This window comes from Rahnella sp. Larv3_ips, from assembly GCF_003697865.1.
Classification (GTDB): Bacteria; Pseudomonadota; Gammaproteobacteria; order Enterobacterales; family Enterobacteriaceae; genus Rahnella; species Rahnella rivi.
This window is the reverse complement of record NZ_MJIB01000005.1, coordinates 360,904-384,902: the sequence shown is the minus strand read 5'-3', so window position 1 is coordinate 384,902 and position 23,999 is coordinate 360,904. Positions and strand designations below refer to the sequence as shown.

Annotated in this window: 22 protein-coding genes; 20 read left to right on the top strand and 2 right to left on the bottom strand. The window is 53.2% G+C overall.

All coding sequences use genetic code 11. The annotated features are described in order from the left end of the window. Positions 1 to 3: 3 nt before the first annotated feature. Entirely contained in the window at positions 4 to 1,404 is a 1,401-nt protein-coding gene (locus ED901_RS10575) for an MFS transporter (RefSeq protein ID WP_221298088.1), read from the bottom strand. Between the two features lie 303 nt (positions 1,405 to 1,707). On the opposite strand from ED901_RS10575, the gene pxpB reads away from it, so the two are divergent. The 6 genes from pxpB to ED901_RS10545 all read left to right on the top strand — a co-directional run bounded on the left by pxpB (position 1,708) and on the right by ED901_RS10545 (position 7,094). Further along, positions 1,708 to 2,373, top strand: a complete 666-nt coding sequence (pxpB, locus tag ED901_RS10570) for a 5-oxoprolinase subunit PxpB (RefSeq protein WP_122095866.1) — start codon at positions 1,708 to 1,710, stop codon at positions 2,371 to 2,373. Further along, on the top strand, positions 2,367 to 3,296 hold the full coding sequence (gene pxpC / locus ED901_RS10565) for a 5-oxoprolinase subunit PxpC (RefSeq protein WP_056771614.1): 930 nt from the start codon (positions 2,367 to 2,369) through the stop codon (positions 3,294 to 3,296). Before pxpB ends, pxpC begins: the two co-directional genes overlap by 7 nt. Further along, positions 3,286 to 4,020, top strand: coding sequence for a 5-oxoprolinase subunit PxpA (gene pxpA / locus ED901_RS10560; protein ID WP_122095865.1), 735 nt, complete (start codon positions 3,286 to 3,288; stop codon positions 4,018 to 4,020). Before pxpC ends, pxpA begins: the two co-directional genes overlap by 11 nt. A 53-nt stretch (positions 4,021 to 4,073) precedes the next feature. After that, a complete protein-coding gene (pcp, locus tag ED901_RS10555) occupies positions 4,074 to 4,724 on the top strand; it encodes a pyroglutamyl-peptidase I (protein WP_056771620.1) in 651 nt (216 codons plus the stop codon). After that, complete coding sequence (gene nei, locus ED901_RS10550) at positions 4,724 to 5,518, top strand: endonuclease VIII (protein WP_122095864.1); 795 nt, start codon at positions 4,724 to 4,726, stop codon at positions 5,516 to 5,518. Before pcp ends, nei begins: the two co-directional genes overlap by 1 nt. Before the next feature lie 142 nt (positions 5,519 to 5,660). Continuing rightward, entirely contained in the window at positions 5,661 to 7,094 is a 1,434-nt protein-coding gene (locus tag ED901_RS10545) for a DUF1996 domain-containing protein (RefSeq protein WP_122095863.1), read from the top strand. A gap of 76 nt (positions 7,095 to 7,170) precedes the next feature. On the opposite strand, the gene ED901_RS10540 is transcribed toward ED901_RS10545, so the two are convergent. Then, positions 7,171 to 8,454 carry a citrate synthase gene (locus tag ED901_RS10540; RefSeq protein WP_056771627.1) on the bottom strand — a complete coding sequence of 428 codons (1,284 nt, stop codon included), beginning with the start codon at positions 8,452 to 8,454 and terminating at the stop codon, positions 7,171 to 7,173. Positions 8,455 to 9,211: 757 nt separating this feature from the next. On the opposite strand from ED901_RS10540, the gene sdhC reads away from it, so the two are divergent. The 14 genes from sdhC to tolQ form a co-directional block, all read left to right on the top strand. Then, complete coding sequence (sdhC, locus tag ED901_RS10535; protein ID WP_056771631.1) at positions 9,212 to 9,601, top strand: succinate dehydrogenase cytochrome b556 subunit; 390 nt, start codon at positions 9,212 to 9,214, stop codon at positions 9,599 to 9,601. After that, complete coding sequence (gene sdhD / locus ED901_RS10530; RefSeq protein ID WP_095921202.1) at positions 9,595 to 9,942, top strand: succinate dehydrogenase membrane anchor subunit; 348 nt, start codon at positions 9,595 to 9,597, stop codon at positions 9,940 to 9,942. The genes sdhC and sdhD overlap by 7 nt, the downstream gene beginning before the upstream one ends. A 3-nt stretch (positions 9,943 to 9,945) precedes the next feature. Then, positions 9,946 to 11,712, top strand: a complete 1,767-nt coding sequence (sdhA, locus tag ED901_RS10525; RefSeq protein WP_056771638.1) for a succinate dehydrogenase flavoprotein subunit — start codon at positions 9,946 to 9,948, stop codon at positions 11,710 to 11,712. A 20-nt stretch (positions 11,713 to 11,732) separates the two neighbouring features. Continuing rightward, positions 11,733 to 12,449, top strand: a complete 717-nt coding sequence (locus ED901_RS10520) for a succinate dehydrogenase iron-sulfur subunit (RefSeq protein ID WP_112168978.1) — start codon at positions 11,733 to 11,735, stop codon at positions 12,447 to 12,449. Positions 12,450 to 12,833: 384 nt separating this feature from the next. Continuing rightward, the gene (sucA, locus tag ED901_RS10515) at positions 12,834 to 15,641 is read left to right on the top strand and encodes a 2-oxoglutarate dehydrogenase E1 component (protein WP_056771644.1); all 2,808 of its coding nucleotides are present in this window, start codon (positions 12,834 to 12,836) and stop codon (positions 15,639 to 15,641) included. 46 nt (positions 15,642 to 15,687) lie between these two features. Further along, a complete protein-coding gene (odhB, locus tag ED901_RS10510; protein WP_056771647.1) occupies positions 15,688 to 16,923 on the top strand; it encodes a 2-oxoglutarate dehydrogenase complex dihydrolipoyllysine-residue succinyltransferase in 1,236 nt (411 codons plus the stop codon). Positions 16,924 to 17,023: 100 nt separating this feature from the next. Then, entirely contained in the window at positions 17,024 to 18,190 is a 1,167-nt protein-coding gene (gene sucC, locus ED901_RS10505; RefSeq protein ID WP_056771651.1) for an ADP-forming succinate--CoA ligase subunit beta, read from the top strand. Then, the gene (sucD, locus tag ED901_RS10500) at positions 18,190 to 19,062 is read left to right on the top strand and encodes a succinate--CoA ligase subunit alpha (RefSeq protein ID WP_056771654.1); all 873 of its coding nucleotides are present in this window, start codon (positions 18,190 to 18,192) and stop codon (positions 19,060 to 19,062) included. The genes sucC and sucD overlap by 1 nt, the downstream gene beginning before the upstream one ends. A gap of 717 nt (positions 19,063 to 19,779) precedes the next feature. Further along, positions 19,780 to 21,348 carry a cytochrome ubiquinol oxidase subunit I gene (gene cydA / locus ED901_RS10495; protein ID WP_122095862.1) on the top strand — a complete coding sequence of 523 codons (1,569 nt, stop codon included), beginning with the start codon at positions 19,780 to 19,782 and terminating at the stop codon, positions 21,346 to 21,348. Positions 21,349 to 21,362: 14 nt separating this feature from the next. Beyond that, positions 21,363 to 22,502 (top strand): cytochrome d ubiquinol oxidase subunit II, encoded by a 1,140-nt coding sequence (gene cydB, locus ED901_RS10490; RefSeq protein ID WP_056771659.1) that lies wholly within the window; start codon positions 21,363 to 21,365, stop codon positions 22,500 to 22,502. Positions 22,503 to 22,512: 10 nt separating this feature from the next. Beyond that, positions 22,513 to 22,626, top strand: coding sequence for a cytochrome bd-I oxidase subunit CydX (gene cydX, locus ED901_RS10485; RefSeq protein WP_013576433.1), 114 nt, complete (start codon positions 22,513 to 22,515; stop codon positions 22,624 to 22,626). Then, a complete protein-coding gene (ybgE, locus tag ED901_RS10480) occupies positions 22,626 to 22,919 on the top strand; it encodes a cyd operon protein YbgE (protein WP_056771661.1) in 294 nt (97 codons plus the stop codon). The genes cydX and ybgE overlap by 1 nt, the downstream gene beginning before the upstream one ends. Before the next feature lie 151 nt (positions 22,920 to 23,070). Beyond that, the gene (gene ybgC / locus ED901_RS10475) at positions 23,071 to 23,475 is read left to right on the top strand and encodes a tol-pal system-associated acyl-CoA thioesterase (RefSeq protein ID WP_056771664.1); all 405 of its coding nucleotides are present in this window, start codon (positions 23,071 to 23,073) and stop codon (positions 23,473 to 23,475) included. Then, positions 23,472 to 23,999 (top strand): protein TolQ (gene tolQ / locus ED901_RS10470; protein WP_122095861.1); only part of this gene is annotated, 528 nt, incomplete at its 3' end. The genes ybgC and tolQ, both read left to right, overlap by 4 nt.

Here is a 23,999-nt window from a genome sequence, read left to right as displayed (position 1 = left end):
GCTTTACGTCTCTGACTTCGCTGACGCTTTCTCTGTCGTTTCATCAGGCACGCTGTCTTCAAGCAAGGTAAATGCCCGCTGTAAGCCGGTATCCACGTCGGGGTCTGCGCCCTGCGGCGGATACGGGCTCTCTTCTTCCTCATCGGCTGCCACTTCACTTTCTTCCACCACCGGTTCGGTGACGTTTTCCGGCGCGGGCATGGTTTCCTGAATCATCTGCTCGTCAAAGGCCGGATTCAGCGCCGGAGAAAGAGGCGAACTGCTCAGACTGTCCGGCATCGCAATATGCGGCAGCGGCGCATCCACCGCCATCACCGTCTCTTCTTCTTTGGCCGATGTCCGGCTCAGCGCCACAATGGCGGCACCGCACAGCGCGAAAAAGGCGTACAGAATATTGCCGCCCAGCGGCTCCATCAGCGCGCCGACGGCCAGCGGCCCGATACAGGCACCGACGCCGAATGCCATCAGCAGACAGGCAGAAAGTGAGACGCGCCGCTCCGGTTCGATCATGTCATTGGCGAGGGCGACCACCAGCGGGTACAGCGTGAACTGCATCAGGCTGACCACAAAACCGATGCCCAGCAGCAGCGGGAACGAGATGTGAGTCAGCAGCGCCAGCGGCAGGGCGGCGACCGCCAGCAGGATCGCGTTTATGCGCATCAGCATGTTGCGGTTATAACGGTCCGACAGCCAGCTCAGCGGGAACTGCGCCAGCAGACCGGCGAAAATCGCCAGCGCCATAAACAGACCGGTTTGCTGCGTGGTAAGCGATTGCTGGCTGGTATAGATCGGCGCCATGCCGTAAAACGACCCGACAACCATGCCGATCACCAGGGTTATCGCCAGCACTTTAGGGATCGCGCCGATAAAGAATTTCAGCTCCATGGGGGCGGGCGACATATGGCCGACGTTGGTGCGCGTGGTCAGGGCGATAGGCACCAGACAGAGTGCAAAACACAGTGCAATCATGATAAGCGTGCTAACGCCCAGGCCGCTGTCGAGCATCAGCACCACCTGGCCCAGCGACATACCGAGATACGACGCCACCATGTAAAAACCGAACACCACGCCGCGCTGATTCGCTTCTGCCTGATCGTTCAGCCAGCTTTCCAGCACCATATATTGCACCATCATGCACAGGCCGATGATCAGACGCAGTACCACCCAGACCGGAATAATGTCGGTCAGACCGTGGCCGAGGACGGCGGCGGTGATGATGCCGGAGCAGGAGACATACGCACGAATGTGGCCGACGCGGGCGATCAGGATATGGCCGACTTTGCCGCCGATCACCAGCCCGATGTAGTTAGCCGCGATGATCGCACCAATCATGGCACCGCTGACGTGTATCGCTGACAGTCGCAGGGAGATGTAAGTGGTGAGCAGGCCGGAACCGAGCAGCATCAGTAATGTGGTGGTATAAAGCGGAAAAAAGAGTGCTAAAGGTTTTCTCACGGGTCGTCCCTTTCTTGTTGTGACGTTCTTGATGTAAAGAATGCGTTATCCAAACGCTAAAAAACTTCAACACCCCCGAGAGTAGCAGGTGCGGGCGGCAGGGGAAACCTTCACCGCCCTGAACATGCCGTGGACAAGTTGACATCATCAGTCGCTTTCCCGCATAACTACCCTTAATCTAAAAACAAATTCCGATATATTGAGTTGCTGAATAACTTGATGATCCACAACCCTTCTTTGAGGAGTGTCTGAGTGCAACGAGCACGATGTTACCTGCTGGGTGAACGCGCGGTAGTGCTGGAGCTGGAACCCCCAGTGACCCTGGCCAGCCAGCAGCGGATCTGGGGACTGACCCAACGTTTACAGGATCGCACGGCCTATCCTGGCGTTCGCGAAGTCATTCCCGGCATGAATAATTTGACGGTTCTGCTCACCGATGCGCAGAGCTCTGCGCTGGACGCGATTGAACGTCTGCAAAACTGGTGGGAAGAGAGTGAAGCCATTGAACCGGAATCACGGCTGATTGAGATCCCGGTGATTTACGGCGGGAAGCAGGGCCCGGATCTGGAGAATGTCGCCAGCCATACCGGTATGACGCCGCGTCAGGTGGTGGAATGCCATTCGAGCATTGATTACACCGTCTATTTTCTGGGCTTCCAGCCGGGTTTTCCTTACCTCGGTGGGATGCCGGAACAGCTGGCGACACCACGTCACGGCGAACCCCGTCTTTCCGTACCCGCAGGTTCCGTGGGCATCGGCGGCAGCCAGACCGGCATTTATCCGCTGGCCACGCCCGGCGGCTGGCAGTTGATCGGGCTGACCTCGCTGGCGATGTTTGACCCCACGCGCGCCTCGCCGACCTTATTATTACCCGGTGACTGCGTGCGCTTTGTGCCGCAAAAGGAGGGCGTATGCTGAAAATTTTACGCGCCGGGATGTTTACGACCGTGCAGGATTTGGGCCGCAACGGCTATCGCCAGCAGGGTGTGAGTCAGTCCGGTGCGCTTGACGGCCCCGCACTGCGCATCGCCAATCTGCTGGCCGGAAATGATGAGGACGCCGCAGGGCTTGAGATCACCCTCGGGCAGTTCAGCGCGGAGTTTCATCGCGAAGGCTGGATAGCGCTGACCGGTGCCGGGTGCCACGCCCAGCTCGACGGGAAAGACGTCTGGACCGGCTGGCGTTACGCGGTGAAGCCGGGCCAGGTTCTGACGATGAAAATGCCGACGCGCGGAATGCGCAGTTATCTGGCGATTTCCGGTGGCATTGATGTGCCGCAAGTGATGGGCTCGCGCAGCACCGATCTGAAAGCTCAGTTCGGCGGCTTTAACGGGCGTGCGTTGCAGGACGGCGATTTGCTGCCAACCGGTGATACTTTCCACACCCCTAAAAGCACCGGCGGCATCAAACAGTTGCTGTTCGGCAATCGTATCCGCGCATTAGCCGGGCCGGAATATCAGGAGTTCAGTGCCGAATCACGCGATGCTTTCTGGCGCGCCTCATGGCAGCTGAGCCCGCAAAGTAACCGCATGGGATATCGCCTGCATGGCCGCGCGCTGAAACGGGAAACGGATCGCGAAATGCTGTCTCACGGCCTGTTACCGGGCGTGGTGCAGGTGCCGCACGGCGGTCAGCCGATTGTGCTGATGGCCGATGCGCAGACCACCGGCGGTTATCCGCGTATCGCCTGTGTGATCGAAGCCGATCTCTACAATCTGGCGCAGATCCGCCTCGGCGAGCCCATTCATTTTGTGAAATGCACGCCGGAAGAGGCGCAAAAAGCGTTACGCGAACAGTCGCTGTTTATCGGACAGATTAAGCGGGGATTGTATGATCGTTGATCTTAATGCCGATCTGGGTGAAGGCTGTGCCAATGATGAGGCGCTGTTGCAGCGGGTCAGTTCCGCCAATATCGCCTGCGGTTTTCACGCCGGAGACGCCCTGACCATGCAACAGTCGGTGCGCCTGGCGATGAAATACGGCGTGGCAATTGGCGCGCACCCGAGTTTTCCCGATCGCGAAAACTTTGGCCGCAGCGCCATGCAACTGCCGCCGGAAACGGTGTATGCGCAGGTGGTGTATCAGCTCGGCGCGCTGGCGGCCATTACCCGTGCCGAAGGCGGGAAAATGATACATGTCAAACCGCACGGGATGCTCTACAACCAGGCAGCGACCGACGCCGTGCTCGCTGATGCCATTGCCCGCGCGGTCTTTGACGTCGACCCGACGCTGCGGCTGGTGGGGCTTGCGGGCAGCGAACTGATCCGCGCCGGTGAGCGCGTGGGCCTGCAAACGCGTCAGGAAGTGTTCGCCGACCGCCGCTACCAGAGCAACGGTGCGCTGGTCCCCCGCAGTCAGCCCGATGCGATGATTGACAGTGACCAACAGGCGCTGGAGCAGACGCTGACGATGGTTCAGCAGCAGAAAGTGCTCAGCCGCGAAGGGGTCTGGGTGCCGGTGAAAGCCGACACGGTTTGCCTGCACGGTGATGGTGAGCACGCACTGACTTTTGCGATGCGGTTGCGTGAGGCGTTTGATGAACAAGGGATAGAAATTCATTCATAATGATCTCATGACCCCAGACGAGGTTCCGTTTTGCCCTACAACAAGGATCTATCATGCGTAAAGTCTTAGTGACCGGTTTCGAACCCTTTGGCGGCGAGCGCGTCAATCCGTCGTGGGAAGTGGTGAAACAACTGGGTGACCTGGAGTTGTCGGGCGCGCAGATTGTGGTGCGCCAGCTGCCTTGTGTGTTTGGTAAAGCCATTGAAGCGCTGAATGCCGCGATTGATGACGTGCATCCGGAAATGGTGTTGTGCGTAGGGCAGGCGGGCGGACGCAGTGATTTTAGCGTTGAGCGTGTGGCGATTAACATCGACGATGCGCGTATTCCTGATAACGAAGGGAATGAGCCGGTGGACGCAGCGATCGTCGCTGACGGTCCGGCTGCCTATTTTTCTTCGCTGCCGATTAAGACGATTGTGAACGGGCTACGGGAATCGGGCATTCCTGCGTCGGTATCTCAAACGGCGGGAACCTATGTCTGTAATCACGTGATGTACGGGTTGATGCACCGTCTGGCGCAGCCGTCCTGCAACGTGGTGAAGGGCGGTTTTATCCATATTCCTTATTTGCCGGAGCAGGCGGCGAAGCATCCGGGCGAGCCAAGTATGTCAGTACACACTGTCATGAACGCCCTTGAACTGACTATCGCCATCGCGCTGCATACCGAGCAGGATTTGCGAATTGCTGAGGGTGCGACTCACTGATGCCTGAAGGTCCTGAAATTCGCCGCGCGGCCGATCTGCTGGTGCGCGCGGTGGTGAACAAACCCCTTACGGATGTCTGGTTTGCCTTTCCTTCGTTGAAACCTTATCAGTCTGCGCTGCGTGGCACGAAAATCACGGCCATTGAAACACGCGGTAAAGCGCTGCTGACGCACTTTTCCAACGGTCTTACCTTGTACAGTCACAATCAGCTTTATGGCGTGTGGCGGGTGGTGAATGCCGGTGAAATACCGAAAGAAACCCAGCGGTCGTTACGCGTTCAGCTGCAAACCACCGATGCGGCGATCCTGTTATACAGCGCGTCCGAAATTGGGATTTATGATACGGCAGAGATAGAGAATCATCCGTTCCTGCGGCGTATCGGCCCTGACGTACTCGATGCCTCTCTGACAGTTGCACAGGTTCGTGAGCGTTTACTCTCCCCTAAATTTCGCAACCGTCAGTTAGGCGGCATGTTGCTCGATCAGGCCTTTCTCGCCGGATTGGGAAACTACCTGAGGGCGGAAATTTTATGGCTGGCAAAACTGTTGCCGGGGCATAAACCCAAAGACCTGAAAGAGGCTGAGCTGGATGCGCTGGCGGATGCTTGCCTGTCGGTAGCGCGGTTGTCCTATGCCACGCGCGGGACGATGGATGAAAATGTGCATCACGGCGCACTGTTCAGATTTAAAGTATTTGGCCGGACGGGGAAACCGTGCGAGCGGTGTGGCGATCCGATTGAAAAGGGCAGTGTGTCATCCCGGCCATTTTTCTGGTGCCCTGTGTGCCAGATATAAAATGTTATTTACAGCGATGAGATTTGTGCTGTTCATGAATGAGCGGGTATGATTTTTAATGCCCTCAGGGGAATTATACAGTGAAGAAAGCAATATCTTTCTCTTATTGCCTCTTTGCAGTTTAATTAACTGAGGGTGTTTTATGCGTAAACGTACCAGTGCGTTATTTATTTCCATTTGTAGTCTGAGCGTTATTCCCTTTGTCAGCCATGCTGATTATTATCAAACCAGTGTGCAATGTGCTTATTCTCACACATTAGGGGATGACGCTATTATGATGTTTAATATGCCGGGGCATGCGATGTGGCATGACTTTTTCGGTAATACAAGTACAGATGCCTCATCGACATATACAACCTTACGACAAAAAGCCACCACAACCTGTACAGATCTGGCCGACTCATCTGCCTACTGGGCACCTTCCCTGAAATTGCCGGATGGTACAGAAGTCCGGCCTCAGTATCAGAAAACCTATTATCAGACCGTTAACAGCCCGCAAAACCCGCTGACCTCATTTCCGGACGGTTTACAGCTTTTAGCCGGTAATCACCAGGGCACGTCACCAAACCCGCGTATTAGTTTTTTATGTAATGATGGCACGGGTTATTCCAGCAGCGCTGAACGCACCTGTACCAAGCCTGCGAACGGAGACACCTTGCAGTTTAATATCGGGATTCAGTTCCCTAACTGCTGGGATGGTAAAACCATCGCCGCAAAACCTTCCGGTACGGCACATAAGCCTAACGCGGTATACGCTGACAATAATGGCGCCTGCCCGGCTGATTATCCGAAGCATATTCCTACGGTAAATATGAATGTCGCCTATCTGTTCCCCGGGCTAACATCTCTTGACCTGAGAACGGTTCAGCTGTCACTGGATCCGATCATGAACGGCGATCAGCGTCTTGAACAATGGGGCAGTGTTTATACCGCGCATGGAGATTTTGTTAACGGCTGGACAGAAGATGCGGCAAAATTTATGACGGAACGCTGCATGAATAATAATTATGATTGCACAAGTTATATGCCTTATGCCTATAACGATCCTATTGCTGATACTTATGTAAGTAATCAGGAAGAGAGTGATAAAAACTTTGGTTCAGCCACACAGTTATTAGTACAGGGTAATACGAAAAATACGTCAGAAACTAATAATCCGCAAAAAATGACATTGCTAAAATATCAGATCCCGCCAATGCCAACGACGTATTCAGATGAGCTGACAGCGCTGTTTAAATATAAACTCCATATATATGGCGGAAGAACTACGTCAACCGGTGGTATGACAATTTATATGTACCCGACCACCACGGACTGGGATGAAAATACCGTCACCTGGAATAATCATCCTGTTTGTGATTACCAGACGGCCTCTACCTTGTATCTGGATGAGAAAAATCAATACCGCGATTTTGATGTCACGACATTGGTTAAACAGGCCCAGCAAAAGGGACAACAGCAGATCGCTTTTTGTATCAGCACAGGCGGGAACAACAATACCAATATTTTCACCTTTAACACCAAGGAAACAACGTATCCACCACAACTGATGCTGGTCGGCGTGCAGAACGAATAAAGAAATAATGTTTTTCAGCCATAAAAAACGCCAACGTAAAAGTTGGCGTTTTTTTTACTGCTGAAAAGAGACGAGCTTATTTTTTCAGCTGGGAGTGGAAATCACGTTTGTCGTAGCCGGTATACAGCTGGCGTGGACGGGCAATTTTGATGCCGTCCTGGTGCATTTCGCTCCAGTGTGCAATCCAGCCCACCGTACGCGCCATGGCGAAAATGACGGTGAACATGGAAGACGGGATACCCATCGCTTTCAGGATAATGCCTGAATAGAAATCGACGTTCGGGTAGAGTTTTTTCTCGATGAAATACGGGTCATTCAGCGCGATGTGTTCCAGCTCCATCGCCACTTCCAGCAGGTTGTCTTTCAGATCCAGCTCTTTGAGCACTTCATGACAGGTTTCACGCATCACGGTGGCGCGCGGGTCGTAGTTTTTGTAAACACGGTGACCGAAGCCCATCAGGCGGAATGAATCATTTTTGTCTTTTGCACGTTTCACAAATTCTGGAATGTGATCAACGCTGCTGATTTCTTCCAGCATTTTCAGTGCGGCTTCATTGGCACCGCCATGAGCAGGCCCCCACAGCGACGCGATACCGGCGGCGATACAGGCAAACGGGTTAGCGCCAGAAGAACCGGCGGTACGCACGGTAGAGGTTGAGGCGTTCTGTTCGTGGTCAGCGTGCAGGATCAGAATGCGGTCCATGGCACGTTCCAGAATCGGGTTCACTTTGTATTCTTCACATGGCGTAGAGAACATCATGTGCAGGAAATTCCCGGCGTAAGAGAGGTCGTTGCGCGGGTATACGAAAGGCTGGCCGATGGAATATTTGTAGCACATTGCGGCCACGGTCGGCATTTTTGACAGCAGACGGTAGGCGGCGATTTCGCGGTGACGTTCGTTTTCGACGTCAATGGAATCGTGATAGAACGCAGCCAGCGCGCCGGTCACACCGCACAGAACGGCCATCGGGTGAGAATCACGACGGAAACCGTGGAACAGACGGGTGATCTGCTCGTGCACCATAGTGTGACGGGTCACATTGGTTTTGAATTCTTCGAATTGCTTCGGCGTTGGGGTTTCACCGTTCAGCAGCAGGTAGCTGACTTCAAGGAAGTTGGACTCTTTCGCCAACTGATCAATCGGGAAGCCACGGTGCAGCAAAATCCCTTCGTCACCATCAATGTAGGTGATTTTGGATTCGCAGGATGCGGTAGACGTAAAACCGGGATCATAGGTAAAAAGGCCTTTTGAACCGAGGGTGCGGATATCAATTTCATCCTGGCCCAGCGTGCCGGACAGCACATCCAGTTCAATCGGGTCGTGACCTTGTAGGGTAAGTGTCGCTTTCTTATCAGCCATTTACAGTCTCCTTAGCGCCTTATTTTTAAAAATCGATAACAACAGAAATGCCTGGAAGCGACGCCTTGTAAGGTCATTATTATTATCAGCCTTAACTCTGCGATCGTATGGGAAGGGAACGTAGAGCTGAGTCGAATCGCAGTCTCAGACTGCTCTGTGACAAACAAGCGGCGTTTCATCGTTGTTAAAGATTCGGTAAATCATTACTGTTCTGTCGCTCAGTACCTGTGAAGAGTATGAGGATTTACACAATCACCACTTTTGCATAACTTGGCCCGACAGGGAAGACCCCGTCTTACGATTGTGTGATCCACTGATTCTCTTAATACTTTCCCCTTTTTGGTGCGTCAGGGTAACGCCGGTATGTGCTCAGTATCACAGTCCTTCAGGGATGGGACATATGTAATGGAAATGTTGATCAAATGTCAAACTCGATAATTTATTTTGTGCGATTTGTTGAATTTGGGAGCTAACTCACTGTTTCGCAGAAATGTGAATAAAGCATTTGTAGGGCAATTGTAATGGGAATGTGATCAACCTATACTTCAACGAGGTCTCCGGGCAAACCCTGAAGTAGGAGCACCCAGCGTTGTTTTCTGAGCATTTTACGTTTCCCAAACGCAAAACTTTGAAAATGCATCACGCGCCGTTTAAGCACATTGGATGTCGTTGTTTGAGCGCGAGGGATGAAGGCTAAACAGTCTTAATGCTGTCTGACACTGCTCCAGACCGGAGGAAGTAAAATAATAAGAGCTGTGTGGGCAAAACCGTGAAAAAACAAAGACCTGTCAATCTGGATCTGCAAACGATCCGGTTTCCCGTTACTGCGATAGCGTCCATCTTACACCGAGTCTCTGGCGTAATAACCTTCGTCGCCGTCGGTATCCTCCTCTGGCTGTTAGGCCTGTCTCTCTCTTCTCCTGAAGGGTTTGCGCAAGCGGCTGCCATCATGAATAGCTACGTCGTCAAATTCATCTTTTGGGGAATACTTACTGCGCTGGCCTATCACGTCTGCGGTGGCATCCGCCACTTGCTGATGGATTTTGGCTATATCGAAGAGAGTTTGGCTGCCGGTACCCGTTCTGCCCAGGTGGCAATCGGTCTGACCGTCGTGCTGTCAATTCTGGCTGGAGTCCTCGTATGGTAAGCAACGTTTCTGCATTAGGACGCAATGGTGTGCACGACTGGTTGTTGCTGCGTGCTTCCGCGATCATCCTCACCCTTTACATCCTTTATATTCTGGGCTTCGTGGTTCTGGCTCAGGAACTGACTTTTGATGTCTGGCATGGCTTCTTCTCTTCCTCCATCACCAAAGTATTCACACTGCTGGCGCTGTTGTCGATTTTGATTCACGCGTGGATCGGCATGTGGCAGGTGTTAACGGACTATGTCAAACCGGTAGCTGTTCGGCTTGTGCTGCAACTGGCCATTGTCGTGACGTTAGTGGTTTACCTACTTTACGGAACAATTGTTGTTTGGGGAGCGTAGTAAATGAATCTGCCAGTCAGAGAGTTTGATGCTGTGGTGATCGGTGCAGGTGGCGCCGGTATGCGTGCAGCATTACAGATTTCACAAACGGGCCAGTCCTGTGCCCTGATTTCCAAAGTCTTCCCGACCCGCTCGCATACGGTGTCAGCGCAGGGCGGTATTACCGTTGCGCTGGGTAACACCCATGAGGACGACTGGGAATGGCATATGTACGACACCGTAAAAGGTTCCGACTACATCGGTGATCAGGACGCCATTGAATATATGTGTAAAACCGGGCCAGAAGCGATTCTGGAACTTGAGCACATGGGGCTGCCTTTCTCCCGTCTTGAAGACGGTCGTATTTATCAGCGTCCGTTTGGCGGCCAGTCGAAAAACTTCGGCGGCGAACAAGCGGCACGTACTGCGGCAGCGGCCGACCGTACCGGTCACGCGTTGCTGCACACGCTGTATCAGCAAAACCTGAAAAACGGCACCACGATTTTCTCCGAATGGTATTCACTGGATCTGGTGAAAAATCAGGACGGCGCGATCGTCGGCTGTACCGCCATCTGCATCGAAACCGGTGAAGTGGTGTATTTCAAAGCCAAAGCGACCGTGCTGGCGACCGGCGGCGCGGGCCGTATTTACCAGTCCACCACGAACGCCCATATCAATACCGGTGACGGTGTGGGTATGGCGCTGCGCGCAGGCGTGCCGGTGCAGGATATGGAAATGTGGCAGTTCCACCCGACCGGCATCGCCGGCGCGGGCGTTCTGGTCACAGAAGGCTGCCGTGGTGAAGGCGGTTATCTGCTCAATAAAGACGGCGAACGTTTCATGGAACGTTATGCGCCGAATGCGAAAGACCTGGCCGGTCGTGACGTGGTGGCGCGTTCCATCATGATCGAAATCCGCGAAGGTCGTGGCTGCGAAGGTCCGTGGGGCCCGCATGTCAAACTGAAACTCGATCATCTGGGTCGTGAAGTGCTGGAATCCCGCCTGCCGGGTATTCTGGAACTGTCCCGCACCTTTGCTCACGTTGATCCGATCAAAGAGCCGATTCCTGTTCTGCCAACCTGCCACTACATGATGGGCGGTATTCCGACCAAAGTGACCGGTCAGGCGCTGCGTGTGAACGAGAAGGGCGAAGACGTGGTGATCCCAGGTTTGTTTGCGGTTGGCGAAATTGCCTGTGTTTCCGTACACGGCGCAAACCGTCTGGGTGGCAACTCACTGCTGGATCTGGTGGTGTTTGGTCGCGCCGCCGGCATGCACTTGCAGGAATCGATTGCCGAACAGGGCGACAGCCGCGATGCGTCTCAGGACGATATCGATGTCTCTCTGGAACGTCTGAACCGCTGGAACAACACCCGTTCAGGTGAAGATCCGGTGGCGATCCGCAAAGATCTGCAAGCCTGTATGCAGAATAACTTCTCGGTCTTCCGCGAAGGCGATGCGATGGCAGAAGGTCTGGAACAGCTGAAAGTGATCCGTGAGCGCCTGAAAACGGCCCGTCTGGACGATACTTCAACAGAATTCAACACGCAGCGCGTTGAATGTCTGGAGCTGGATAACCTGATGGAAACCGCGTTTTCAACGGCTGTCTCCGCCAACTACCGCACCGAAAGCCGTGGCGCACACAGCCGCTTTGACTTCCCGGATCGTGATGATGCGAACTGGTTATGTCACACGCTGTATCAGCCGGAAACCGAGAGCATGACACGCCGTGAGGTGAACATGCAGCCTAAGCTTCGCGCGGCGTTCCCGCCGAAAGCGCGTACTTACTAGGGCGTGAGCTGGGACATTATATGAAACTCGAATTTTCGATTTATCGCTATAACCCGGACGTCGATGACGTGCCGTACATGAAAGACTATGTGCTGGAAGCTCAGGAAGGGCGCGACATGATGTTGCTGGACGCGCTGATTTTGCTGAAAGAGCAGGATCCGACGCTGGCCTTCCGCCGTTCGTGCCGTGAAGGCGTGTGCGGATCTGACGGTCTGAACATGAACGGCAAAAACGGTCTGGCCTGTATCACGCCGGTATCGACCTTACGTCATGGCAGCAAAAAAATTGTTATCCGTCCGTTGCCCGGCTTACCGGTTGTCCGTGACCTGGTGGTGGACATGGGGCAATTCTATAAGCAGTATGAGAAGATTAAGCCTTACTTGTTGAATGATGGGAAAAATCCTCCGGCGCGTGAACATTTGCAGATGCCGGAAGAGCGCGAAAAGCTGGACGGATTGTACGAATGTATTCTCTGCGCCTGCTGCTCGACGTCATGCCCGTCCTTCTGGTGGAACCCGGACAAGTTTGTCGGTCCGGCAGGTCTTCTGGCCGCTTACCGTTTCCTCATCGACAGCCGCGACACTGAAACACAACCGCGTCTTGACGATCTGAACGATGCTTTCAGCGTATTCCGCTGCCACAGCATCATGAACTGTGTGAGTGTGTGTCCGAAGGGGCTGAATCCGACCAAAGCTATCGGTCATATCAAGTCGATGCTGCTACAACGCGGTGCCTGATGATATAAGCCACGCGACAGCGGGAACTCAGGTTCCCGCTTTCTTTAGTTACAAATGCAGTAACTGAGGCGCTGATAGCAAATAAGTAAATTTTTAATAACAAAGTAGCAACAAGTGCAACAAAGTTGCGCCTGACTGGAGTAAGATAGTCGGGTAAAAATCAGGGGCATCAATCTCAGGCGTATTTGCACCAAGAAGGAGGAAAGACAGCAGGGCAACTTCAAAAGTCAGTCACGCGCATGGCGGATTTTTGAAGGTTCCTTGAAGAGCCAAACGCTCAACCAACGAACTGTTTTAGTAAGGAAAACCGTTTTACCGCGGTGTATCACGGTCATTATTATTAACCACGGCGAAAACTAAAGCTTCAAAGCTTAAGGGATCACGATGCAGAACGGCGCAATGAAGGCCTGGCTGGATTCCTCCTATCTGGCGGGTGCAAACCAGTCTTACATAGAACAACTCTATGAAGACTACTTAACCGATCCTGGTTCCGTTGACGATAGCTGGCGTTCAATTTTTAAACAGCTACCAACAGTGGGTGTGAAACCAGAGCAACTCCATTCTCAAACACGGGACTACTTCCGCCGTCTGGCGAAAGACGCGTCACGTTATAACTCCTCCATCAGCGATCCTGAAACGGATGCCAAGCAAGTTAAGGTGTTGCAGTTAATCAATGCCTTCCGCTTCCGTGGCCATCAGAACGCAAACCTTGATCCGCTCGGCCTGTGGAAACTGGACGATGTGCCTGATCTGGACCCTGCGTTCCACCATCTGACTGAAGCTGATTTCCAGGAAACCTTCAACGTCGGTTCTTTTGCCATTGGCAAGGAAACCATGCAGCTCGGCGAGCTGTATAAAGCCCTGAAGCAAACCTATTGCGGCTCCATCGGTGTGGAATATATGCACATCACCAACACCGAAGAGAAACGCTGGATCCAACAGCGTGTCGAATCCGTGGCCGGTCGTGCGAATTTCACTGATGAAGAGAAGAAAACGTTCCTGAAAGAGCTGACCGCAGCAGAAGGTCTGGAACGTTATCTGGGCGCGAAATTCCCCGGTGCCAAACGCTTCTCGCTGGAAGGCGGCGATGCTCTGGTGCCGATGCTGAAAGACATGATCCGTCACGCGGGCAAAAATGGGACGCGTGAAGTGGTGCTGGGTATGGCGCACCGTGGTCGTCTGAACGTGCTGATTAACGTGCTGGGGAAAAAACCTCAGGACCTGTTTGACGAGTTCTCGGGCAAACATAAAGAACACCTGGGTACCGGTGATGTGAAATACCACATGGGCTATTCGTCTGATGTGGAAACCGAAGGCGGAATGGTTCACCTGGCGCTGGCGTTTAACCCGTCGCACCTGGAAATCGTCAGCCCGGTAGTTATCGGTTCCGTTCGTGCACGACGTGACCGTCTGGACGAAGCGCGCAGTAACATGGTTCTGCCTATCACCATTCACGGTGATGCGGCAATTACCGGCCAGGGTGTGGTTCAGGAAACGCTGAACATGTCACTGGCTCGTGGTTATGAAGTGGGCGGTACCGTGCGTATCGTCATTAATAACCAGGTGGGCTTTACCACCTCGAATCCAAAAGATGCGCGTTCTACTGATTACTGTACTGATATCGCGAAAATGGTGCAGGCGCCGATTTTCCACGTCAATGCGGATGATCCGGAAGCCGTGGCTTTCGTCACCCGTCTGGCGCTGGATTTCCGTAACACCTTTAAACGTGACGTCATGATCGATCTGGTTTGCTACCGTCGCCACGGCCATAACGAGGCCGACGAACCGAGCGCAACCCAGCCGCTGATGTACAACAAGATCAAGAAGCACCCGACCCCGCGCAAAATCTATGCCGATATCCTGACTGAGCAGAATGTTGCCAGCCTGGAAGACGCCACGGAAATGGTCAATCTGTACCGTGATGCGCTGGATGCCGGTGAGTGTGTGGTGGAAGAGTGGCGTCAGAACGATATGCACACTTTCACCTGGTCGCCGTATCTGAACCATGAGTGGGACGAAGCTTATCCGAACAAGGTTGAGTTTAAACGTCTGCAGGAACTGGCGCGTCGCGTCAGCCATGTGCCGGATGCGATCGAAATGCAGTCACGCGTTGCCAAAATTTACGGCGACCGTAACGAGATGGCCGAAGGGAATAAGAAGTTTGACTGGGGCGGTGCCGAGAACCTGGCGTACGCCACACTGGTTGACGAAGGCATTCCTATCCGTCTGTCCGGTGAAGACACCGGCCGCGGCACCTTCTTCCACCGCCATGCGGTGATCCATAACCAGAAAAACGGTTCGGTATATGTGCCGTTGTCGAACATTCATAACAGCCAGGGCGAATTCAACGTCTGGGACTCCGTGCTTTCCGAAGAAGCGGTGCTGGCGTTTGAATACGGTTATGCCACGGCTGAACCGCGCACCCTGACCATCTGGGAAGCGCAGTTCGGTGACTTCGCCAACGGTGCGCAGGTGGTGATCGACCAGTTCATCAGCTCCGGCGAACAGAAATGGGGCCGCATGTGTGGCCTGGTGATGCTGCTGCCGCACGGCTACGAAGGGCAGGGCCCGGAGCACTCCTCCGCGCGTCTGGAACGTTATCTGCAACTTTGCGCTGAGCAAAACATGCAGGTGTGTATCCCGTCGACCCCGGCACAGGTTTACCACATGATCCGCCGTCAGGCTCTGCGCGGTATGCGCCGTCCGCTGATCGTGATGTCACCGAAGTCTCTGTTACGTCATCCGCTGGCGGTTTCCACGCTGGACGAACTGGCTAACGGCAGCTTCCTGCCGGCGATTGGTGAAGTGGACGAACTGGATCCGAAAGAGGTTAAGCGCGTCGTGATGTGTTCAGGTAAGGTCTACTATGACCTGCTGGAACAACGTCGTAAGAACGAAAAAACCGACGTCGCGATCGTCCGTATCGAGCAGCTGTATCCGTTCCCGCACAAGGCAATTCAGGAAGTGCTTGAGAAATTCTCACACGTTCATGATTTCGTCTGGTGTCAGGAAGAGCCGCTGAACCAGGGCGCGTGGTATTGCAGCCAGCACAATTTCCGTGAAGTGATTCCTTTCGGGGCTTCTTTACGTTACGCAGGACGCCCGGCCTCTGCCTCTCCGGCAGTCGGCTACATGTCCGTTCACCAGAAGCAGCAGCAAGATCTGGTTAACGATGCGCTGAACGTTAAATAACCGCGTTGGCGTCAGTTAACTAAATGGAACATAAGAAGGATTGATAATGAGTAGCGTAGATATTCTGGTCCCTGACCTTCCTGAATCCGTTGCGGATGCGACGGTTGCCACCTGGCACAAAAAACCGGGCGACAGTGTTGAGCGTGACGATGTACTGGTAGAAATCGAAACCGATAAAGTAGTTCTGGAAGTCCCGGCGAGCGAAGCGGGTATTCTGGACAGCATCATCGAAGATGAAGGCGCAACGGTCATTTCCCGTCAGATTCTGGCGCGCATTCGTCCGGGTAACAGCTCTGGCAAACCAAGCACCGAGAAAAGCTCCGATAAAGAAGCGACTCCTGCTGCACGCCACACAGCTGCGCTGGAAGAAGAGAGCAACGACGCCCTCAGCCCGGCTATCCGCCGCCTGATTGCCGAACATTCTCTTGATGCCAATGCCATCAAAGGCAGCGGTGTTGGCGGACGTCTGACCCGTGAAGACGTTGAGCAACATCTGGCAAAAGCTAAAGAGGCAAAACCTGCCGCCGCACCGGCCTCCGCGCCTGCTGCTGGCAACGATGCTCCGGCACCGGCTTTGGGTTCACGCAGCGAAAAACGCGTACCGATGACCCGCCTGCGTAAACGCGTGGCCGAGCGTCTGCTTGAAGCGAAAAACAGCACTGCGATGCTGACAACCTTCAACGAAATCAACATGAAACCGATCATGGATCTGCGTAAGCAGTACGGTGATGGTTTCGAAAAACGTCACGGCGTGCGTCTGGGCTTCATGTCCTTCTATCTGAAAGCCGTGGTTGAAGCACTGAAACGCTATCCGGAAGTGAATGCTTCTATTGATGGCGAAGACGTGGTTTACCACAACTACTTCGACGTGAGCATTGCGGTATCGACGCCGCGTGGTCTGGTTACGCCGGTTCTGCGTGATGTGGATACGCTGGGCATGGCTGACATCGAGAAGAAAATCAAAGAGCTGGCGATCAAAGGTCGTGACGGCAAATTGAAAGTGGAAGAGCTGACCGGCGGTAACTTTACCGTAACTAACGGCGGCGTCTTCGGCTCCCTGATGTCTACCCCGATCATCAACCCACCGCAGAGCGCGATCCTGGGTATGCACGCCATTAAAGATCGTCCGATGGCAGTCAATGGTCAGGTGGTGATTTTGCCAATGATGTATCTGGCACTGTCCTACGATCACCGTCTGGTGGATGGCCGCGAATCCGTCGGCTTCCTGGTGACCATTAAAGAGATGCTGGAAGATCCGGCCCGTCTGCTGCTGGACGTTTAGTCCCCGGTTGCGGTAAGTAAAAGAGATCTCGACCCTCAGTGGCACGGTTCACCGTGTCACTGATAAAGCCCTCCTACTGAATAAGAATGGATAGAACATCATGAATTTACATGAGTATCAGGCGAAACAGCTTTTCCTGCGCTACGGCCTGCCAGCACCATCAGGCTTCGCCTGTTCCACCCCGCGTGAAGCGGAAGAGGCTGCATCGAAAATCGGTGCCGGTCCGTGGGTGGTAAAATGTCAGGTTCATGCCGGTGGTCGCGGTAAAGCGGGCGGCGTGAAAGTCGTGAAAAGCAAAGAAGAAATTCGTGCTTTCGCAGAACACTGGCTGGGCAAACGCTTGGTCACTTACCAGACAGACGCACAGGGCCAGCCGGTTAACCAGATCCTGGTTGAAGCAGCCACTGACATCGATAAAGAACTGTACCTCGGTGCGGTAGTCGATCGCAGCTCCCGTCGCGTGGTGTTCATGGCGTCGACAGAAGGCGGCGTGGAAATTGAGAAGGTGGCGGAAGAAACCCCGCACCTGATCCACAAAGTGGCACTGGATCCGCTGGCAGGTCCGCAGCCGTATCAGGGCCGCGAACTGGCATTCAAACTGGGTCTGACCGGTAAGCAGGTTCAGCAGTTCACCAAAATCTTCATGGGTCTGGCGAACATCTTCCTTGAGCGCGATCTGGCGCTGATCGAAATCAACCCGCTGGTGGTCACTACCGCGGGTGACCTGATCTGCCTCGACGGCAAACTGGGTGCAGACGGCAACGCCTTGTTCCGTCAGCCAGAACTGCGCGAAATGCGCGACCACAGTCAGGAAGATGCCCGCGAAGCGCAGGCTGCGCAGTGGGAACTGAACTACGTTGCGCTCGACGGTAACATCGGTTGCATGGTCAACGGTGCCGGCCTGGCAATGGGTACCATGGATATCGTGAAACTGCACGGCGGCGAACCGGCTAACTTCCTGGATGTTGGCGGCGGCGCGACCAAAGAGCGCGTGACCGAAGCCTTCAAAATCATCTTGTCAGATGAAAAAGTGAAAGCTGTCTTCGTCAACATCTTCGGCGGTATCGTTCGTTGCGACCTGATCGCCGACGGTATCATCGGTGCGGTGGAAGAAGTGGGCGTCAGCGTGCCGGTTGTGGTACGTCTTGAAGGTAACAATGCCGAGCTGGGTGCCAAAAAACTGGCAGACAGCGGTTTGAACATCATTGCAGCGACCAGCCTGACAAATGCGGCTCAACAAGTTGTCGCGGCAGTGGAGGGGAAATAATGTCCATTTTAATCAACAAGAACACCAAAGTTATCTGCCAGGGTTTCACCGGTAGCCAGGGGACTTTCCACTCCGAACAAGCCATCGCTTACGGAACAAAAATGGTCGGCGGCGTAACGCCGGGCAAAGGCGGCACTGAGCATCTGGGTCTGCCGGTGTTCAACACCGTGCGCGAAGCCGTAGAAACCACTGGCGCGACGGCGTCTGTGATTTATGTTCCGGCTCCGTTCTGCAAAGACTCCATCCTGGAAGCACTGGATGCAGGCATCAAACTGATCATCTGTATCACTGAAGGCATCCCGACGCTGGATATGCTGGTCGTGAAGATGAAGCTGGATCAAAGCGACGCGGTGATGATCGGGCCAAACTGTCCGGGCGTTATCACTCCAGGCGAATGCAAAATCGGCATCATGCCGGGACACATTCATCTGCCGGGCAAAGTGGGCATCGTTTCCCGCTCTGGTACGTTGACCTATGAAGCGGTTAAGCAGACCACGGACTACGGCTACGGCCAGTCAACGTGTGTCGGTATCGGCGGTGACCCGATCCCTGGTTCTAACTTCATCGATATCCTGAAATTGTTCCAGGAAGATCCACAGACTGAAGTGATCGTGATGATCGGTGAAATTGGTGGTAACGCGGAAGAAGAAGCGGCTGCATACATCAAGGCGCACGTGACTAAACCGGTTGTGGGTTATATCGCGGGTGTGACTGCGCCAAAAGGCAAACGTATGGGCCATGCTGGCGCCATCATTGCCGGTGGTAAAGGCACTGCAGACGACAAATTCGCCGCGCTTGAAGCCGCTGGCGTGAAAACCGTTCGCAGCCTGGCTGATATCGGCGAAGCGGTGAAATCACTGCTGCCACAGTAAGAAAAATGCTCTCCGCGGGTTAAAATCCTGGCGGATGAGGCAAAACAACGTTTCGACATGTTGGTCACCTTCGGGTGACCTTTTTTATTGCTGCTATAATGTTTAACAATAACTGATTTCAGTCATTTTTATTAACAACGCACGATAGGTTCATTGAGAATAAAAGGTTAATAAATAGGATTGCTAAAGTAGCAATTTGGATATTATCGCCAACCATAAAAACACAATTAATTAACAATAAAGTCATCAATAAAGACTATTGAAACTCACAAGTAACATCCTGAAATATTTTTTCGAAATTTGCTGCCACTAATATAGAAATAAACAATGAGATAGGCTTAAATTGCGTCAGATCAATTTCAGCGCATGAAGCAGATCTGCACGCTAATTGACCTGTACGCGTAAATCCGCTTTGGGTCACTAAAAAACCTATTTATTGTGTGGAATTAGTGGCGTAACATATTGGCTCTGTAACATCAGTTTTTTGTATGTTTACTTTCCCCGAAATTTCTCCCGTCCGCCAGGCCCGGTTCGAGGCTTAAAGGCGAGTTTTTTTCCGGGGTTCAGAATGCCTGCGAGAGGGCGTATCCGCCTGATTTCCGGTATGTCTGTTCTGCACACATTTGATTTGAATTCTGGTAGTCATGAGGCGCAACGGGCAACCGTTTCGTCAGAGATCGCAAGTTGGGGTCTTCCTCCGAGGAGCAAGGGGTCAAGATGTTTGATATCGTTGAACTGTCGCGTTTACAGTTTGCTTTAACAGCCATGTACCATTTCCTATTTGTCCCATTAACGCTGGGTATGGCGTTTTTACTGGCAATTATGGAAACGGTTTATGTGCTTTCGGGCAAACAAATCTATAAAGATATGACCAAATTCTGGGGCAAACTCTTTGCAATTAACTTTGCATTGGGCGTTGCCACCGGGTTAACCATGGAATTCCAGTTCGGGACTAACTGGTCATATTTCTCACATTACGTCGGTGATATCTTTGGTGCGCCTCTGGCGATTGAAGGTTTAATGGCGTTCTTCCTTGAATCTACATTAGTTGGCCTATTCTTCTTCGGTTGGGATCGACTTTCAAAAGTTCAGCACATGACCGTGACCTGGTTTGTCGCGCTCGGTTCGAACTTATCCGCTCTGTGGATCCTGGTGGCGAACGGCTGGATGCAAAACCCGATTGCATCGACCTTCAACTACGAAACCATGCGTATGGAAATGGTCAGCTTCTCCGAGCTGGTGCTGAACCCGGTTGCGCAGGTTAAATTCGTTCACACCGTAGCGTCAGGGTATGTGACGGGTGCGATGTTCATTCTGGCTATCAGCTCTTACTACCTGTTAAAAGGCCGTGACATCGGTTTCGCGAAGCGTTCATTCGCCATCGCAGCCAGTTTCGGTCTGGCTGCCGTGCTCTCCGTTATCGTGCTGGGTGATGAATCCGGTTATGAAATGGGTGACGTGCAGAAAACCAAACTCGCCGCTATCGAAGCCGAGTGGGATACCCAGCCTGCACCTGCCAGCTTCACGCTGTTCGGTATGCCGAATCAGGATAAAATGGAAAATGAATATTCTATTCAGATCCCCTACCTGCTTGGCCTTATCGCAACGCGTTCTGTGGACACGCCGGTCACCGGTCTGAAAGACCTGATGGCGCAACACGAAGTGCGCATCCGCAACGGGATGAAAGCCTACACCCTGCTGGAAGAACTGCGTTCAGGTAACACCGACCCGAAAGTGCGCAGCGACTTCGAAAACGCTAAGCAGGATCTGGGCTACGGTATGTTGCTTAAACGCTATACCGACAATGTGGCTGATGCGACAGACGTCCAGATTCAGAAAGCGACCAAAGATTCTATTCCACGCGTCCTGCCGTTGTACTTCGCCTTCCGTATCATGGTTGCCTGCGGCATCCTGATGCTGGTGCTGATTGGTCTGTCCTTCCTGGCCGTTGTTCGCGGCAAGATTGGTCAGAAACGTTGGTTGCACCGCGCGGTGTTCCTCGGCCTGCCATTACCGTGGATTGCTGTGGAAGCGGGTTGGTTTGTGGCGGAATACGGTCGTCAGCCTTGGGCGATTGGTGAAGTGTTACCGACTGCGGTTGCACACTCTTCGCTGACGGTAGGTGATGTACTGACCTCAATGATTCTGATTTGTGGCCTGTACACCCTGTTCCTGATCGCTGAAATGTTCCTGATGTTCAAATATGCACGCCTGGGCCCAAGCAGCCTGAAAACGGGCCGCTATCATTTTGAACAAACTCCAGCGCCACTTGAGCAAACTCGGTAAAAGGGAGTCGAATTATGTTTGATTATGAATCGCTAAGGTTCATCTGGTGGGTGCTGATTGGCGTGCTGTTTATCGGCTTCGCAGTCACCGATGGGTTTGATATGGGCGTGGGCATCCTGGTGCGGATTATCGGTAAAACCGATACTGACCGCCGGGTCATGATTAACGCCATCGCCCCGCACTGGGACGGCAACCAGGTTTGGTTGATCACCGCAGGCGGCGCGTTGTTTGCTGCCTGGCCGATGGTCTATGCTGCCGCATTCTCCGGCTTCTATGCCGCGATGGTGCTGGTGCTATGTGCATTGTTCTTCCGTCCGCTGGGCTTTGACTATCGTTCAAAACTGGACAGCGCGCGCTGGCGTGGCATGTGGGACTGGGGCATCTTCATCGGTAGCTTCGTGCCTGCATTAGTGTTCGGTGTGGCATTCGGTAACCTGCTGTTGGGTGTGCCGTTCCATATCGACAACGATCTGCGTCTGTTCTATACCGGCAATCTGTTTGGCCTGCTGAACCCGTACGGTATTCTGGCCGGTCTGGTCAGCCTGACCATGCTGATCACCCAGGGCGCAACCTATCTGCAAATGCGTACCGTGGGTGAGCTGCACCTGCGTACCCGCACTGCATCGCAGATTTCTGCGCTGGTGATGATGGTGTGCTTCCTGCTGGCAGGGATCTGGTTAGTAAAAGGTATTGATGGTTTCACCGTGACTTCCGTAATGGATCACGCGGGCCCGTCTAACCCGCTGCGCAAAACGGTTTCTCATGAAGCAGGTGCATGGCTGGCTAACTACAATAAGATGCCAGGCCTGTGGGCTATTCCGGCTCTTGGCGTGATTCTGCCACTGCTGACTATCCTGTTCTCACGCATCAATAAAGGTGCACTGGCGTTTATCAGTAACTCACTGACCATCGCCTGTGTGATCCTGACGGCGGGTATCACGATGTTCCCGTTCGTGATGCCATCCATCACTGAGCCAAACGCCAGTCTGACCATGTGGGATGCGACATCCACACTGCTGACGCTGAGAGTGATGACCGTTGTAGCCTGTATCTTTGTGCCTCTCATCCTGATTTACACCTCATGGGCGTATTACAAGATGTTCGGTCGCCTCGATAAACACTACATCGAGAACAACAAGCATTCGTTGTATTAAGGAGAACACCATGTGGTATTTTGCCTGGATCCTCGGCACCTTACTGGCTTGCTCGTTTGGTATCATTACCGCGCTGGCGTTTGAGCACAGCGAAGCCAATAAAGCTGCGAAAGAAGAGAAGTAATGAGTGTGATCGCGGATAAGCTCTACGCCGTCACCGACAAGGGCCCCTTGCGGGCCCTTTCACTGGTGATGTCACTGCTGCTTGCCGGCTGCGTTTTCTGGAAGCCGGGCATGTTTGCCTCGTCGACCAGCCAGCTGGAAGTCTGGCATGGGATCATTCTGATTTGGGCCGTGTGCAGCGGCGTTATCCACGGTGTGGGGTTTCGCCCGCACAAGTCGTTGTGGAAAGCGTTCTTTTGCCCTCTGCTGGCCATGATTGCGTTGGCTGCCGGTCTGTTTTACTTCTTTAGCTGACTTTTATTGTCGATTAAATACACAGATTTACAGTAAAACTCCTATGGGCCGTTCTGGCCCATAATTATTTTCATTCCAGCAATGCAACCCATTCCCAACCCCAGTCCTCTTGAGTATAGTAGTGCCGTCAAATTGCATTACGGGATGTAGAGTGAGTAATTCGTTGTTCCGATGGCCGGTTCGTGTCTACTATGAGGACACAGACGCGGGAGGTGTGGTCTACCATGCCCGATACGTCGCCTTTTATGAAAGGGCTCGCACAGAGATGTTGCGCCAACGCAATTTTCACCAGCAGCAGTTGCTGGGAGAACACGTCGCTTTTGCTGTCCGCCGCATGACGGTCGAATACTTTGCACCAGCTCGTTTAGATGACATGCTGGATGTTCAGAGTGAGATTACGTCCATTCGCGGAGCTTCTCTTACTTTTGCACAACGAATTCTTGATTCGCATGGAAACCTTCTGAGTTCTGCAGAAGTGTTAATTGCGTGCATTGATCCACACCAAATGAAGCCACGTGCGCTTCCTAAGTCTATTGTCGCGGAGTTTAAGCAGTGACTGACATGAACATGCTTGATTTATTTTTAAAGGCCAGCATCCTGGTTAAGCTGATTATGCTTATCCTGGTGTGCTTCTCTGTCGCGTCTTGGGCGATCATCATTCAACGTACGAAGGTACTGAATGCCGCCACCCGTGAGGCAGAAGCGTTTGAAGATAAATTCTGGTCCGGTATTGAGCTTTCCCGTTTGTATCAGGAAAGCCAGGGCCGTCGCGAAACCCTGAGCGGGGCAGAGCAAATCTTCCATTCCGGTTTTAAAGAGTTTGCGCGTCTTCATCGTGCGAACAGCCATGCGCCTGAGTCTGTGATTGAAGGCTCTTCGCGCGCGATGCGTATTTCCTTTAACCGTGAACTCGAATCCCTTGAAATGCACATTCCTTTCCTCGGTACCGTCGGTTCAATCAGCCCGTATATCGGCCTGTTTGGTACGGTCTGGGGGATCATGCACGCCTTTATCGGTTTAGGTTCTGTGAAACAAGCCACCTTGCAAATGGTTGCACCAGGTATTGCAGAAGCACTGATT

What these genes read in the sequence shown, in the direction of transcription:
- ED901_RS10575 (WP_221298088.1), bottom strand. Translation starts at nt 1,404, where the DNA reads ATGCTGCTCGGTTCCGGCCTGCTCACCACTTACATCTCCCTGCGACTG.
- pxpC (WP_056771614.1), top strand. Translation starts at nt 2,367, where the DNA reads ATGCTGAAAATTTTACGCGCCGGGATGTTTACGACCGTGCAGGATTTG.
- pxpA (WP_122095865.1), top strand. Translation starts at nt 3,286, where the DNA reads ATGATCGTTGATCTTAATGCCGATCTGGGTGAAGGCTGTGCCAATGAT.
- pcp (WP_056771620.1), top strand. Translation starts at nt 4,074, where the DNA reads ATGCGTAAAGTCTTAGTGACCGGTTTCGAACCCTTTGGCGGCGAGCGC.
- nei (WP_122095864.1), top strand. Translation starts at nt 4,724, where the DNA reads ATGCCTGAAGGTCCTGAAATTCGCCGCGCGGCCGATCTGCTGGTGCGC.
- ED901_RS10545 (WP_122095863.1), top strand. Translation starts at nt 5,661, where the DNA reads ATGCGTAAACGTACCAGTGCGTTATTTATTTCCATTTGTAGTCTGAGC.
- ED901_RS10540 (WP_056771627.1), bottom strand. Translation starts at nt 8,454, where the DNA reads ATGGCTGATAAGAAAGCGACACTTACCCTACAAGGTCACGACCCGATT.
- sdhD (WP_095921202.1), top strand. Translation starts at nt 9,595, where the DNA reads ATGGTAAGCAACGTTTCTGCATTAGGACGCAATGGTGTGCACGACTGG.
- sdhA (WP_056771638.1), top strand. Translation starts at nt 9,946, where the DNA reads ATGAATCTGCCAGTCAGAGAGTTTGATGCTGTGGTGATCGGTGCAGGT.
- ED901_RS10520 (WP_112168978.1), top strand. Translation starts at nt 11,733, where the DNA reads ATGAAACTCGAATTTTCGATTTATCGCTATAACCCGGACGTCGATGAC.
- sucA (WP_056771644.1), top strand. Translation starts at nt 12,834, where the DNA reads ATGCAGAACGGCGCAATGAAGGCCTGGCTGGATTCCTCCTATCTGGCG.
- odhB (WP_056771647.1), top strand. Translation starts at nt 15,688, where the DNA reads ATGAGTAGCGTAGATATTCTGGTCCCTGACCTTCCTGAATCCGTTGCG.
- sucC (WP_056771651.1), top strand. Translation starts at nt 17,024, where the DNA reads ATGAATTTACATGAGTATCAGGCGAAACAGCTTTTCCTGCGCTACGGC.
- sucD (WP_056771654.1), top strand. Translation starts at nt 18,190, where the DNA reads ATGTCCATTTTAATCAACAAGAACACCAAAGTTATCTGCCAGGGTTTC.
- cydA (WP_122095862.1), top strand. Translation starts at nt 19,780, where the DNA reads ATGTTTGATATCGTTGAACTGTCGCGTTTACAGTTTGCTTTAACAGCC.
- cydB (WP_056771659.1), top strand. Translation starts at nt 21,363, where the DNA reads ATGTTTGATTATGAATCGCTAAGGTTCATCTGGTGGGTGCTGATTGGC.
- cydX (WP_013576433.1), top strand. Translation starts at nt 22,513, where the DNA reads ATGTGGTATTTTGCCTGGATCCTCGGCACCTTACTGGCTTGCTCGTTT.
- ybgE (WP_056771661.1), top strand. Translation starts at nt 22,626, where the DNA reads ATGAGTGTGATCGCGGATAAGCTCTACGCCGTCACCGACAAGGGCCCC.